The sequence below is a fragment of the Pandoraea sp. NPDC090278 genome, assembly GCF_044772185.1.
Taxonomy (GTDB): Bacteria; Pseudomonadota; Gammaproteobacteria; order Burkholderiales; family Burkholderiaceae; genus Pandoraea.
This window is the reverse complement of the sequence record NZ_JBIVYJ010000001.1, coordinates 14913-29048: the sequence shown is the minus strand read 5'-3', so window position 1 is coordinate 29048 and position 14136 is coordinate 14913. Positions and strand designations below refer to the sequence as shown.

The window sequence follows — 14136 nt, the reverse complement described above, 5'->3', positions numbered from 1 at the left end:
GGCGGCGACGGCGCGATGACTTCATCCGACGAAACGGCTGCCACGCCGTCGAATGCCGACTCCGGTCGTGCCAGTGCCGAACTGCACGGTCGCGCGCCGGACCTGGGCCCCTTCCGTTCCGAATTGATCGCCCGGTTTCCCGCTAAAGACGAACTCCTTCGGCAGGCCGTCGAATCGCGCCGGAAGACACGCGCAAAACGCGTGACCGCAGTGCTGCTGGTGTGCGCGGCCGCGGCAGGCACCGTGTATCTCAATCCGGTGTATCGCAGCGAGACGTTGACGACGCAGGCGACCGCGCCGCGAACGTGGCAGCTTGCCGACGGCACGCGGCTTTCGCTCGATGCAGACTCCGCGATCACCGTTCAGTGGCGCATTCGGTCACGTGAACTGGCGCTGACGCGCGGTGCCGCGGCATTCGATGTCGGCCAGTCGCCGCGACCGTTCACGGTCACGGCGCATGACGTCACCATCCACGACATCGGCACGCTGTTCGGCGTACGAACCGGCGACACCCGCGACAGCGCCACGCGCGTGAGCGTCGAACATGGCGAGGTGCGCGTGGCGTCCGGCGACCAGTCCGCAACACTTCAGCGCAATCAGGGCGTTGTCGTTCTGAACGGCAACGTGGGCCCGGTCAGCAGCGTCGACGGCGCCTCCGAAATTGCCTGGAAAGACGGCCGACTGCAATTCGACGGCACGCCACTCAGCGTCGCCGTGGCGCAGATCCAGCGCTATTACCCGCAACGCATCGTGCTCAAAGACCCCGGCGTGGCGCAGTTGCGGCTCTCAGGTCAATACGATATTGCGGACGTCGAATCGTTGCTGCGCGCTCTGCCCTCGATTCTCCCCGTGGCCGTGTCCCGTCAGAACGACGGGGCCTACGTGATTGCCAGCCGCCGCTAAATGTAACAATTTGTAACTGCACGTCTACATTCTTCCGTCTCAATTCGCCAACTCCCATGAAAGGCCCGATGCCGTCGGGCGACGACAGATAACGATTAGGGGGAAGTGGTGGGAATCGAGAACGGGAGCAAGCGTCGCGTGGGATTCAGATTTCGTCTTTGCGCGCTGGCGGCATGCAGTGTGTTCTATGCGTCGGCATACGCACAATCGGGTGCGATGGCCTTTGACCTGCCAGCACAGCCGCTGGATCAGGCACTGAGTGCTGTGGCACGTCAGTCGGGCGCGCAGGTCATTTTCGCGACCGACGCAGCACAAGGCCGTAAAGCACCGGCGCTCAAAGGCAACTATTCGGTCAGCGAAGCGCTCAAGCGACTCACCGACGGTACGGGGCTGGTGGTCGAGTCGTCGAGCGAACGCGGCTTCGTGGTGCGTCAACCGGCAACGCAAGGTCAGGCCACCGATTCTCAAATCCGTCTGGCCGAAACCAATGTGTTTGCCTCCCGCCCGTCGCTCTACGCTTCGGAAGGCGTGAGCGTGGGCGCGCTCGGCACGAAGCGCCCCGAGGATCTGCCCTTCTCCATCCAGTCGTACAACAGCGAGCTGATGAATTCGCAGGACGCGCGCACGTTGATGGACGTGCTGAAGAACGACCCGTCGATTCAGGACGCGACGCAAGCAGGTGCCTACGAAACCGTGCGCATTCGCGGCTTCTTCGTCGACTGGACGAACACGGTGCGCCGCGACGGCATGTCCGTCGCGCCGTACTACGAGATTCCGCTCGAGAACGTGGAGCAGGTCGATATCATGAAGGGGCCGTCCGGCTTCCTGTATGGCATTAACTCCCCCGGCGGCACGATCAACTACGTCATCAAGCGCCCGACGCGCGACCGCTTCACGACGATCAAGACCGGCGTGCGTGACCACGACGGCTATTACGCCAGCGTCGACACCGGCGGCCCGCTGGTCGACGGCAAAATCGGCTACCGGTTCACCGTCGCCGGTGAGAAGACCGGAGACTTCGGCCACAACCTCGACGTCTCACGCAAGTTCATCAGCGGCGCGCTCGACTTCGGCATTACGCCGGATGCCCTGTTGCAAGTGAACTTCGATTATCAGCAACGCAAGCAAGCGGCACAGCCCGCCATCGGCCCCTATCTCGACGGCCAGTTGCCCGCACCGGTCGACCCGCGTGTGCTGCTTGGCCAGCCGTGGCTTCAATACGAGACGAAGACGTACAACATCGGTGCGGACTTCAACTACAAGTTCAACGACAAGTGGAAGTTCACCACCCGCATTGCGCAGTCGTACAACGCGCGCATCGCTGCGTTCCCCGACATTTATAACGTGGCGACGAACGGGAACATTCTCTCCGGCGACATTTATCTGAATCCGGATCAGAACTTCCGGGTGCTCTCCACCGACACGTACGTCAGCGGTAATTTCGACACCGGCCCCGTCAAACATCAGATGGTCGCAGGGTTCTCGACGCGCAACTTCCAGGCGGTGGAGTCCGGCTTCACCGTGCTGCCGACGACGGTGGGCAACATCTACAACCCGGTGTATTCGCCCGAGCCGAGCAACCTGACTTTCCCGAAGAAGAACTTCTCCAAGAACTATCAGCCCAGCGTCTTCGTGAGCGATATCGTTTCGCTGACCTCGCGTTTGGACGTGATGCTGGGCCTGCGCCACGTCAACTACCGGAACGACAGCTTTCCCGCGAAGGGTGCTGGCACGTCGCAGGAAGCCAGTATCAATGCGCCCTCCTTCGGCGTGACGTTCAAGCTGACGCCCGCCATCTCGACCTATGCAAGCTACGCCGAAGGCTTCGAACAGCCCGGCCCGGCCGGGTACGACACCAACAACGCAGGCGAGAACCTGCCGCCGCTGAAAACCAAGCAGTACGAAATCGGCGTGAAGAGCGCCATCACGCCCGATTTGCTGATGACGGCCGCAGCCTTCCGCCTTGAAAAGACGTTGCAGTATCGCAATAGCGACAACTTCACCGTGCAAGGCGGCAAGCAGCGTCATACGGGCATCGAAGTCACTGCCAACGGTCGCCTGACGCGCGACTTGTCGCTGATCGCGGGCTCAGCCTATCTCCATACGGAGGCCGACAATCCGGCCGACCCGAGCGTTTCGGGCAAGCAGATTGCCGACGTGCCGAAGTTTCAGGCCAACCTGTTTCTCGACTACCGTGTCCCCGTCGTGCAGGGCCTCAGTCTGAACGGTGGTGCTTATCTGGTCGGACGCCGTCCGCTCAATGCGCAGAACACCAGTTGGATGCCCGGCTACGTGCGTTTCGACGCTGGCGCGAAGTACCGCACCAAACTTGCCAGCGTGCCGACCACGTTCGCGCTGAGCGTGCAGAACCTGACCGACCGTCGCTACTGGGCCGCAGGAGACCCCGACATCAACGGCGCATGGGCGGGCAAGCCGCGCACTTTCTGGCTGACGGCACAGTTCGACCTCTGAGTTTGCCGATGCTGGACGCGACGTGACGACGAGGTTCGTTCGTCGCGTCCCGTGGTTTTCGGTATTGACCGACGCAACAAATGAAATGATAATCAGTCGCATTTAACGACTGTATCGGCACTCCGAACCTTCAGGTTCGGTCCAAGACTTCCTCGTGCTTTCCCATTCCTTCCGTCATCGCGTCGCCCGCCGGGCCGGTCTTTCCGGGCGCTTTGCGCCACTCGATTGATGGCAAGCTCGACACGCCCTCGCGGCATCTTCGCCTACTACGACGAATTGCTTCGCACGTGGACGGGGAAGCTCAGCAACCGGCATCAAGCGGAGGATCTGGCGCAGGACTCGCTGCTGCGAGTGCTTGAACTGGAAACGCCGCCGGAACAACCGCGCGCCTATCTGCATCAGACCGCACGCAACATCGCCATCGACGCCTTTCGCCGCGAGCGCGGACGAGAACAGACGACGCTCGATGCGCTGTCGGCGTTCGAAGCCCCGACAGGTAATCCGGAAGAAGAAGTCCACGCGGCGCAACTCGCGCACGCCATCGAAGCAGCGTTGTCCGAACTTCCGCTGAAGTGCCGACAGGTTTTCGTCTGGCAGCGCATTGACGGTTGCAGCCAGCAAGAGATCGCCGAGCGGCTCGATCTTTCGAAAAACATGGTCGAGAAGTATATGATTCGGGCGATGAAACATTTGCGCGAACGTCTCGGTCCTCTGGCGCCTCAGTGACGCGCACGCCTATGTCCCGTCTGCCCTCCCTCTCCGCCTCTTTCGATGCCCGCCTCTGAACGTATTCGCGAAGAAGCCGCGCTCTGGTTCACGAGAGCCCATAGCGGCGCGTTTTCCGATGCCGACCGCGCATCGCGCGACGCGTGGCTGTCTGCCGACCCCGTGCACCGCGCGGAATACGCCGCGCTGGATCGCGTATGGCAGGCAGCGGCGGCTGTGCCGGTTGAGCGTCTGCGCGCATTGGCCAAACCTGAAATCGCCGGTCCCGGGGCGGGGCTGGTCAATCGCGGGGCAAGCCGCAGCACTGCCGGTCGATGGATCGCCGTCGCTTGCGTTTGCGTACTCGGCATCGGGCTGGGCGCGATGATGCTGCCCTCCGTGACCCGGTCACCAGAACACGTCGCGCAACTCACGACATCCAGCCCCCCACCCGCTCAGACGCAAGAGATCGCCACCCGTCCGGGCGAACGACGCAGCGTGACGCTTGCCGACGGCACGGTGGTCGAACTCAACACCCGCACGCACATTCAGGTGAGCTTCACCCCCGCGCAGCGCAACGTGACGTTGCTCGACGGCGAGGCGATGTTCTCCGTCACGCACGATGCCTCGCGCCCCTTCGTGGTCGATGCCGGTACCGGGCGGGTCACGGTCACGGGGACTCGCTTCGACGTGCGACGCATCGAGAAGCATGTGGCCGTGGCCGTCGAATCGGGATCGGTGAAGGTCGACGGCGTGCCCGCACAAGCGGCAGGCGCGACGGGAAAAACGTCCGCACTGCTTACGAAAGGCCTTGGCACGACAGTTCGTCCGGACGGCACCGTCGCGTCGGCCCGCCCGGTGGATCTGTCGACGGCGCTGGCCTGGCGCGACGGGAAGTTGATCTTCCAGAACGCGACGCTGGCCGACGTGGTGCGCGAAGTGACGCTGTACCGGCCATCGCCGGTGATCGTCGCCAACGACACGGTCGGACAACTTCGCGTCACCAGCGTCTTCAGCGCGGACAACACCGACGAACTGCTCGCGGCGCTGCCCCAGTTCCTGCCGGTCAAGGTGCAGACGCTCACCGACGGCACCGTAAAAATTTCTTCGAAATAATTCAGGTTTTGGTCCGGCATTTCGTCTTCCGATAGTTCGCCTTAGTCGCTGAGCGGCGAATCCATCAAAATTCGAAACGAGACCAACAGCCGTGAAAGGTTCTACACACGCCCGCCGTTCCCGATCGCACCGTCCGCAGACGGCCGCATCACTGATTTTTCTCGCCGCGCTAGCTGCCCTGAGCGCCCAGCCCCAGCGAGCCGCCGCGCAGACGGCAAACGGCGGCACCGCTGCAAAGGCCAGTGCTGTGATTGACGTCAATGTGCCCGCGCAGTCGCTGTCCGACGCGCTCGTGCTCCTCGGGCGTCAGGCCAATCTGCAACTCTTCTTCTCCCCTGATCTGGTGAGTGGCAAGACCGCCCCCGCCGTGCGTGGCACCATGACCGCCGAGGCCGCGCTGTCCGCCCTGCTTCAGAACAGCGGCATCGCTTACCGCCGCAGCGGCAATCAGGGCTACACGCTGGTGTCGGCCTCGGAGAAGAAGGCCGAGACACCCGCCGCCGCGCCCGCGAGCCCGCTGGCGTTGGCCCCGGTCGAAGTAACGGCGTCGCGTACGTCGAGCGATCTGGTACGTCCGACACGTCAGGTGACGGTCATCGAACGCGCCGAGCTGGACGAGTTGAAAGCCGCCTCCGGCACCCTCGCAACGGTGCTGGCCAAAGTCGTGCCGGGCATGGCCGACTCCAGCCGTACGGTGACGGATTACGGGCAGACGCTTCGCGGACGCGGCATGTTGGTGTGCTCGACGGTGTGCCGCTGAACACCAACCGCGACTCGTCGCGCAATCTCGCCAACGTCGATCCGGCGTTGGTGGAACGCATCGAAGTCTTGCGCGGCAGTAGCTCCATTTATGGCGGTGGCGCGACGGGCGGTATCGTCTCCATCACAACGCGGCCTGCCGGTGGCGAGCCCAAGGCGGATACCACCGTCTCGTTGAGTTCACCGCTATCGCGACTGCGTGCAGACGGCCTGAGTGCGGACATTCAGCAGCACTTTTCCGGTAGCCACGACATGATCGACTATGCGTTCGACGTCGGTGGCCGCCGTATCGGCAACAGCTACGACGCGCGCGGCAATCGCATTGCCCCCGAGCCGAGTCAGGGCGACCTGTTCTCGTCGAACAACTACAACATCGGCGGCAAACTCGGGCTGCGTTTCGCCCCGGACCAGCGTGTCCAGTTGTCGGTCAGCCATATCAACTCGTCGCAGGATACGAGCTACGCGTCGGATCCATCCGTCGCCCGCCTGCCTGCGGGTAGCGTGCCCGCACGCGGCATTGACGGACTTCAGCTCGACGATCAGAACCAGATCCGTAATACGCTCGTGAATCTGGAGTACGAACACCGCGACCTGCTAGGAAGCCAGCTCTCGGCACAGTTCTACTACCGCGATTACTTCACCCGATTTACGCCCTTCGATGCCCGTGCGGTGGCGACACGCGGGGCGAACGTCGACCAGACGATGCAGGACTCCACCGTCTTCGGCAGTCGTCTGACGATCAAGACGCCGTTTGGGGCGGAGAAGAAGACGCGACTCGTCTGGGGTATGGACTTCGAGCAGGAAAAGAGCGATATGCCGCTCGATATCTTCGACCCAAAGTTGTATGACGCGAGCGGCGGCCGCGTCTTCCGCAAGATTGGCGAAGCGACCTATCTGCCGCCGCTGACCACGCGCAGTCTGGGTGGTTTTGCGCAGCTTCAGCACAAGTTCAACGATCACTGGTCGACGGAAGGCGGCCTTCGCTATCAGTATGCGACGGCAAGCTTCAACGACTTCGTTCCGCTATCGCAGTCGAAAGTCGCGAATCCCGTCGGCGTGAAAGGCGGTACGGTGAACTACAGCGCCGTGCTCGGCAACATCGGTGTGACGTACTCGCCGGTCAAGGGCCACGAGTTCTACGCCGCCTTCAGTCAGGGCTTCAGCTTGCCCGACATCGGCGTGCAGGTGCGTAACGCGCGACCGGGCTTCGACATCAATTCGTCGGATCTGCGTCCGGTCAAGACGAACAACTACGAGCTGGGATGGCGCGGTGTCTTCGGCAACACGCTCACGTCGCTCGCCGTCTTCTACACGACGTCGGATCTTGGCGACGTGCAGAGCTTCAATAACGGCCTGATCCTCACGCGCACGGCGGAACATATCTTCGGCGTCGAGGGTGCTGCGGACTACCTGTCGGAAGACGAGCGCTGGGGGCTGGGCGGAACGTTTACCTGGATGCAGGGCCGTGAGACGCCGCAAGGCGCGAACAGTCAGGACATGAGCGGCTACCGCATTCCGCCGCTCAAACTCACGGGTTATGTCCAATTCAAACCGACCCCGAAGTGGAGCAATCGCCTTCAGGTCACGTACTTTTCCGCACGCGACTACCGCCTGAACGGTGTGAACGGTTTCGGTCGGATGGATGCGACCAGCTACACAACGTTCGACGTGATCAGCCGCTACGAAGTCACGAAGAACGACACCGCGACGATCGGCATTCAGAACCTGTTCAACCGGTATTACTACCCGCTGTACAGCCAGTTGATGCGTAACAGCAACAACACGAGCCACTTGCCCGCACCCGGCATCACGCTCACCGCCACGTATCAGCACCGGTGGTAATCAAGCGGTGAGATGTGCGGTCCTCCGGGACTGCACACTTCCATCGTTGGCGAACACGACAGTCAAGGACACGCGCTATGCCCGCGATGAAACCTCACGGCCCCCGGGCGTCCAGTGCAGACGAAGCGCCAAGCGCCGCCGAGCGGATTGCCGCGTCGCCCCTGCGGGTCACGGAAAACCGGGTCATGGTCCTCAGCGCCATCGAGGCGCAAACGGAACCCGTCACCGTCGAAACGTTGATCCGCTATTTTTTGAAATCGAGACACTCGATCAGCGTCGGCACCGCCTACCGGGTCCTGAGCGATCTGGCAGACGCTGGCCTGCTGATACGGCAATGGATCGACGGGGTTGCCGGACCCCGCGTGGTCTATCTGGCGCGCCAGAACGCGTCGCAAGTCGCGTCGCATCGGCTCATCTGCCGCGTTTGCAGATCCGAAGTGCAGTTCTTCAGCAGCGAGCTGACGCCTTGCATTACCCGGTCGCTCGGCAAGAACCTGCTGGGTTCCGCGAACCACTCGCTGGACATCCTCTACTGCTGCGCGAAGTGTGCGGAACCCGATTAGCATCCGATTAGCCCCCGGCTACCACAGTCTTATTCGACCGATTTAGGACGAAGTACGGCCTTGAGCAGCGCGGGGAGCGCCAGAAGGACCAACGGCATCTGAACGATAAGGCCCGCGATGATGGCCACCGCCAAAGGCTGTTGCATGGCGGAGCCTTGTCCGATGGCAAACGCCAGCGGCAGCAGAGCAAGAATCGCCGCCAACGTCGTCATCGCAATGGGCCGAAGTCGATTCTGCCCGGCGACAACCAGCGCCTCTTCCAGCGGCATGCCCTCCCGCGTCAGGCTTTGCAGTTCCGATACATAGAAGATCGCCACCTCCGTCACGATGCCGATGATCATCGTCATCCCCATCATCGCCGTGATGTTCAACTCGATGCCGGTCGCCCATAAGCCGACGAATACCGCGCCTGCGGCGAGCATCGGCATCGCCAGCACAGCGGCCGCCACACGAAAGCGCTCATAGAGGAACAGCAACAGCGCAAAGACCAGGGCGACGGCCGCCCCGAACACGACCATCAGACCGTGAAACGCGATTTGCTGCTGCTCGTAAAGCCCGCCCAGCGCGTAGTAAGTCCCCTTCGGTAACAACGGCTGCGAGCCGAGCATCTGCTTCACATCGCCGATCACCGAGCCGAGATCTCGCCCGCTAATGCGGGCCGTGACCGCCACCATCGGCTTCAGGTTGTCCCGTTCGATTTCGGGCTGCCCGGTGACCGGGACAAGTTTGGCCACGCGGTCCAACGGAAACAGATGACCGTCGGGGGCGCGCAGCAACAGTTGCGCAAGTCCGGTATCGGTCAACGCCTTCGCACCGGCCAACTGGACGCGAATCCCCATGGCTTTGACGCCGACCTGATAGGTTGTCGCCACATTGCCTGCCAGCAGATCCGAAACCTGTTGGGCCACCCATTGCGGATCAACGCCCTGCGCCGCCGCCGCGTCGGGCTGGATCTGGATGTCGAGCGCGTCACCGGCGGGATTGATCCCGTCATTGACGTCGACGACGCCCGACACGTGCGCGAGGGCCCCTGCGACCTTGCGCGCCGTTGCCTCCAGCACCGCCTGATCGTCACCGTAGATCTTGATTTGCACCGGTTGAGGCACCGCCGTCAGATCGACGATGAGATCCTCCATCAATTGCGCAAACTCAACGCTCACGCCGGGCACCTTCGCTTCCACTTGCGTGCGAATGTCGTTCATGACGGTATCGATCGGTTGCCTGCCGCTGGACTTCAACCGCACGAAGAAGTCCCCTCGATTCGGCTCGCCCAGACCGCCGCCCAGCCCAGTCCCCGTGCGTCGCGAGTACGTCTGCACGTTCGGGTTGGACTGAACGATCTGCTCGATCTGGCGCACCAGTCGATCGCTTTCGGTCACCGATGTGCCCGGGGCCGTGTGATAGTCCAGCACGAAGCCCCCCTCGTCCATGCTCGGCATGAAGCCGCTGCCGACTTGTGTGAACGCGAATGCGGCAGCCGCCGCGAGCGGGATAATCCCGAGCAGCATGCGCGACGGGCGCAGCGTCAACCCCTTGACGACACGGGTGTAGCGGGCGTCGACCCATCGCGCAATCTTTCCGCTGCTGTCCGCATGCGCGTCCTTTGCCGTCAACCAGTGATCGCAAAGCAGCGGGATCGCCAGCCATGTCACACAGAACGACACGAAGAGCGCGCTCGCCATCGTGACGGAAAGCGCCTTGAAGAACGCGCCGGTGACGCCAGTCAGAAAAGCCAGCGGCACAAAGATGATGAGTGTGGCGGCCGACGAACCGGCAAGCGGTCGCGTGAACTCAAGCGCCGCCGCCATGACCCGGCCGTGAAACTTCTCTGCGCCATGCTCGTGCATGCGCCGCACGATGTGCTCGATCATCACGATGGCGTCGTCGATGATCAGACCGACGGCCGCCGCCATGCCGCCCAGCGTCATGATGTTGAGTCCCATGCCGAACAGATGGAGCACCAGAAACGTTGCCGCCATCACCACAGGCACCTGCGCGACCGCGATGGCGGTGATTTTCCAGTTCCGCAGAAACAGCAGCAACGTGAAGGCGGCCAGCACCACACCGATGAGCATGGCGTCGCGAACGCTGGCCGCAGACGCGATGACAAGCTCGCTTTGGTCGTACCAGTTGGAGAGCTTCACATCCGACGGCAACTGCGCCTTGAAGTCCGCCAGCTTTGCCTGAACGTCGCGTGCAATCGCCACGCTGTTGGCGCCAGGCTGCTGATAGATGTTGAGCAGCACAGCGTCGCGGCCATTGGCGGTGACGCGCAGCCATTGCGGCACCGTCCCCTGCGCGATGTTAGCGACGTCCGACAAATGGACCGGTCCGCCTGGCGTGTTCGCCACGACCACCCCGGCAAGCGTCTCCGGTGACGTCAGCGACGCATGCGCGATGGCCAGATAGAGCTTGTCGTGATCTTCGAGGCGACCGCTCGCGAGCAACACGTTGCTTGCCCCGACCGCCTTGACCACATCGCCAATCGCCAGCTTGTAGGCGGCGAGTCGAAGCGGGTCGACAGTGACTTCAAGCTCGTCTTGCGCGCCGCCCGCAGCCTCCACTCTCGCCACCCCGGCCACGGCCGACAACAACGGACGCAACTGATACTGGGCAAGGTTGTAAAGCTCCGAAGGGGACCGCTTCGCACTTGTCAGGCTATAGGCGATGACGGGGAACACCGTCGGGTCCATGCGCCGGACCCGCGTCGACGTTCCAGGCGGTAGCGAGGGCAACGTCTCTGCGATGGCCGACTGAATCTGAAGCGTGGCCAACGCCATATCGGTGCCCCAATCGAAGTTCACCGCAATCTCGGCGCTGCCACGACTCGTTCGGGACGTCACGCCGCGCACGTTCGGCGCACGATGCAACGCCTCTTCGACCGGCATGGTGACGAGTGTCGCCATTTGCTCGGCCGGGCGATCACCCGCGTCCAGCGAGACGACGACGCGCGGGAACGCCACGTCCGGAAACAGCGAAATCGGCAACTGCGTCGACATGAGTGCGCCCGCAATCGCGATCATCGACACGACGAACAGCAACGAGCGCCGGTGCGCCTGCATCCATTGCACGAAGCTCATTAGTGGTCTCCTGCGACGGTCACCGTCATGCCTTCGGTCAGCTCATAGTTGCCTGCCACGACGACCGGCGCCCCTTTGAGCAGATCGCCGTCGACACCGTACTTCTCCCCGGCATCGACCTCCGGACGCACCGCGATTCGGTGCGCACGGTGCAAGCCGTCGATCTGGAAGAGATACGCGCCGTCCTTGTCGCGAAGCACGGCGCTGCGAGGCACGACCCAGTGCTGCGCCGGGCGCGTCTGGATCGATGCGCTCACGCGTGTACCGGGAATCAGGCCCGGGCTCGCGGGCACATAGGCTGTCACAACCACGGCTTGCGTGACCGGATCGATGGCGGCACCGATGGTGGCGACGCGTCCGGAAACAACACCCCCCGTCAGGTTGGCCGACACCGGCCGGACCTCGACCACATCTCCTGGGTGGATGCTGGCCACGAGAGACGGCTCGACGTTCAGGACAAGGTTCGGCACCTGTGCATGCTGCGCGTCGCGCGCCAGAAGGCCGAGCGGTGCACCGCTTGCGACCTGATCGCCCTGCCCTGCATTCAATTGAACGACCACGCCGTCAAAGGGCGCGCGCAGCGTTTGCGTCCCATTCGTCGCGCCGACACGCTGTTGAACCGCCTCGGCCTGCACGGCGTCATCCAGCGATTTTTGCGCCGCATCGAGTTGCGACTGCGTTGCCAGATGAGTGTCGTAGAGCGCGCGCGTGTGCGCCAAATCCCGTCGAGCCGCTGCCAACGCCGTACTCGCCTGATCGCGCGCGAGGGTGGCGGCAGCGTCCGCCACCACGTCCATCAGCGGTGTGCCCTTGGCGACCCGCTGACCGGGCGCGACGCGCAGCGCCGCAATCCGCACCGTATAAGGCAACGTAACTGACTGGACCGCCGCGCCGGACGCCGACACCGCACCGTACGCGCTGACCGGTTGCGCAATCACCGCTTGCCGCACGGGTAACGCCGTCACCGAGACGGTGGAGGCATCCGCCGCTGCGCTGCCGCTAAACGAGGCGAGCAGACAGCCAAGACCGAGTACAACGGCCTGCCCCAGCGAGAGAATTTGCGGGCGTGCACTGGCCCATCGGCGTGCGGCCGCTTGATTATTTCTGTTCATGATTGGATTCCTTGGACGGGGTGCTTTCGGACACCATGGCCAGCCCGGCCAACGTTTCGATGGTGATGTCCTGCTCTTCGACGGTCTCACGCAGCGACAACGCCTCGATGGACTTTGCCAACCACGCCAGACGGCTGTCGGTGTAGGCAGTGAGCGTGAGATTGCGGGCTTGAAACTCGCGGGTTGCGTCGGTGCTCACTTGCGACAGACCGGGAAGCACGCTTTCGACGTCGCGAAGCTGCGCACGCGAGATCGTGCGATCCGCGCGCAACCGGGCGATATCGGCGTAGGCCTGATTCAGACGAATCTGGTATTCGTCGTGCAACCGGTTGCGCGTCGCGGATTCGATGGCGACGTTGCCCTGATTGCGATTGAAGATGGGCAGGCTCAGATTGATCTGAAAGCCCGAGGTGTAGACGTTCGAGGTGTCGCGCGCTCTGACAAAACCAACCGTCAGACTCGGGAACTGCTTGAGGATGGCTTGCCGGTATTGGGCGTCCTGCGCCGCATAACCTTGTGCCAGCGCCAGCAAATCGGCGCGACGTTGTGCGAGATGACCGACGGCCTCATCCAGTGCTACGTCGGACGCCGCAACATCGCGCGCACCGCCGATGAGCGTGAGTTCCGTCTCCGGCGACAAACCGAGCAACGCGTTGAGATCGGCATGCGCCTGAAGATCCGCATGCTGCAAGTCGGTGTATTGCTTGTGGGTATCCTGTGCGGAGGTCAGTGCTGCGCTGACGTTATCCGAGGTCAGATTGCCTGCGCTGACCGCCGCCCGATAGGTGTCATAGCGTGCCTGCGCCAGCTCACTTGCCTGACGCGCCAACGGGAGCAGTTCGTCCTGCATGCGAACCTTCGCGAACAAACGGCGTGCCTGAGCGATGATTTGCTGCTCTTGCCAGAGCAATCCGAGGTCGAGCTTGCCGACGTTGTGTTCCGCCACGGCTTTCGCCCCGGGAATCGAGGCAATCGCCATCAGATCCATCGTGATGCCGTAGTTGAACGCGCGCGTCGCATTACTGCCCCCCGGGGTCACGTAATCGCTCGATATCCCCACCTGCGGATCCGGCAGCAACCCGGCGGCGTAAGACTGGGCATGTGCAATCCCCAGGTCGTCGCGCGCCAGCTTCAGGTCGGGATTGTTCGAGACCGCGAGCATGGCCACCTCGACACTGTCCAGACCGTCCGACGGATCGAAGTGGTGCGCCGCCAGCGCGGGAAAGCGCAACGTTGCGGCATCGATGGGAATGCGGCTGACGCTCGACGGGGCGTCCGGCTGCGTCGGCAGAGGCACCGAGTGATACATCGTGCAGCCGCCGAGCAGTACAGCGCTCAGGAGCGTCGAACCAGCGACGATACGACAGGGTCTGGATAGCAATCTGGGCCTCCAACGGCAAGGAGTGGTGACGTTGGGGCCGATTCTAGAAAGCGGTGCCTTAAGAACTGCTTAAGCAAGCCATACAAGCGGGCGCATTGACGGTGGACGGCACGACCACTGCCGGTTAAGCATCTCCTAAGGAAAGCGGTGGCAGAATGCCTGTTTATCGATGCGCGGCATGTGGGCGTTTGGGGGAACTACGG

8 protein-coding genes and 1 pseudogene are annotated in these 14136 nt (G+C 63.0%); 6 read left to right on the top strand and 3 right to left on the bottom strand.

The genetic code is table 11. The annotated features are described in order from the left end of the window. The first annotated feature begins 15 nt into the window (after positions 1-15). From ACIQWO_RS00060 to ACIQWO_RS00035, 6 genes and pseudogenes are all read left to right on the top strand, one after another. Positions 16-903, top strand: coding sequence for a FecR family protein (locus ACIQWO_RS00060; protein ID WP_402817553.1), 888 nt, complete (start codon positions 16-18; stop codon positions 901-903). Between the two features lie 138 nt (positions 904-1041). After that, positions 1042-3375, top strand: a complete 2334-nt coding sequence (locus ACIQWO_RS00055) for a TonB-dependent siderophore receptor (RefSeq protein WP_402817550.1) — start codon at positions 1042-1044, stop codon at positions 3373-3375. Positions 3376-3603: 228 nt separating this feature from the next. After that, positions 3604-4101 carry a sigma-70 family RNA polymerase sigma factor gene (locus ACIQWO_RS00050; protein ID WP_402817547.1) on the top strand — a complete coding sequence of 166 codons (498 nt, stop codon included), beginning with the start codon at positions 3604-3606 and terminating at the stop codon, positions 4099-4101. A 45-nt stretch (positions 4102-4146) separates the two neighbouring features. Further along, entirely contained in the window at positions 4147-5196 is a 1050-nt protein-coding gene (locus ACIQWO_RS00045; RefSeq protein ID WP_402817544.1) for a FecR family protein, read from the top strand. A gap of 178 nt (positions 5197-5374) precedes the next feature. Next, positions 5375-7797 (top strand): annotated as a pseudogene (locus ACIQWO_RS00040) (TonB-dependent receptor). Positions 7798-7874: 77 nt separating this feature from the next. After that, positions 7875-8360, top strand: a complete 486-nt coding sequence (locus ACIQWO_RS00035) for a Fur family transcriptional regulator (RefSeq protein ID WP_402817542.1) — start codon at positions 7875-7877, stop codon at positions 8358-8360. 29 nt (positions 8361-8389) lie between these two features. Here ACIQWO_RS00035 and ACIQWO_RS00030 read toward each other — a convergent pair whose 3' ends face one another. The 3 genes from ACIQWO_RS00030 to ACIQWO_RS00020 are packed head-to-tail and all read right to left on the bottom strand — an operon-like array spanning position 8390 to position 13933. Beyond that, complete coding sequence (locus tag ACIQWO_RS00030) at positions 8390-11440, bottom strand: efflux RND transporter permease subunit (protein ID WP_402817539.1); 3051 nt, start codon at positions 11438-11440, stop codon at positions 8390-8392. Continuing rightward, positions 11440-12552: an efflux RND transporter periplasmic adaptor subunit gene (locus ACIQWO_RS00025; protein WP_402817536.1), complete on the bottom strand. Its 1113-nt coding sequence runs from the start codon at positions 12550-12552 to the stop codon at positions 11440-11442. The genes ACIQWO_RS00030 and ACIQWO_RS00025 overlap by 1 nt, the downstream gene beginning before the upstream one ends. After that, positions 12539-13933 (bottom strand): TolC family protein, encoded by a 1395-nt coding sequence (locus ACIQWO_RS00020; RefSeq protein ID WP_402817533.1) that lies wholly within the window; start codon positions 13931-13933, stop codon positions 12539-12541. Before ACIQWO_RS00020 ends, ACIQWO_RS00025 begins: the two co-directional genes overlap by 14 nt. Positions 13934-14136 lie beyond the last annotated feature (203 nt).

Excerpts from the sequence above, each read along its gene's own strand:
- ACIQWO_RS00060 (WP_402817553.1), top strand. The coding sequence starts at position 16 with ATGACTTCATCCGACGAAACGGCTGCCACGCCGTCGAATGCCGACTCC.
- ACIQWO_RS00050 (WP_402817547.1), top strand. The coding sequence starts at position 3,604 with ATGGCAAGCTCGACACGCCCTCGCGGCATCTTCGCCTACTACGACGAA.
- ACIQWO_RS00045 (WP_402817544.1), top strand. The coding sequence starts at position 4,147 with ATGCCCGCCTCTGAACGTATTCGCGAAGAAGCCGCGCTCTGGTTCACG.
- ACIQWO_RS00035 (WP_402817542.1), top strand. The coding sequence starts at position 7,875 with ATGCCCGCGATGAAACCTCACGGCCCCCGGGCGTCCAGTGCAGACGAA.
- ACIQWO_RS00030 (WP_402817539.1), bottom strand. The coding sequence starts at position 11,440 with ATGAGCTTCGTGCAATGGATGCAGGCGCACCGGCGCTCGTTGCTGTTC.
- ACIQWO_RS00025 (WP_402817536.1), bottom strand. The coding sequence starts at position 12,552 with ATGAACAGAAATAATCAAGCGGCCGCACGCCGATGGGCCAGTGCACGC.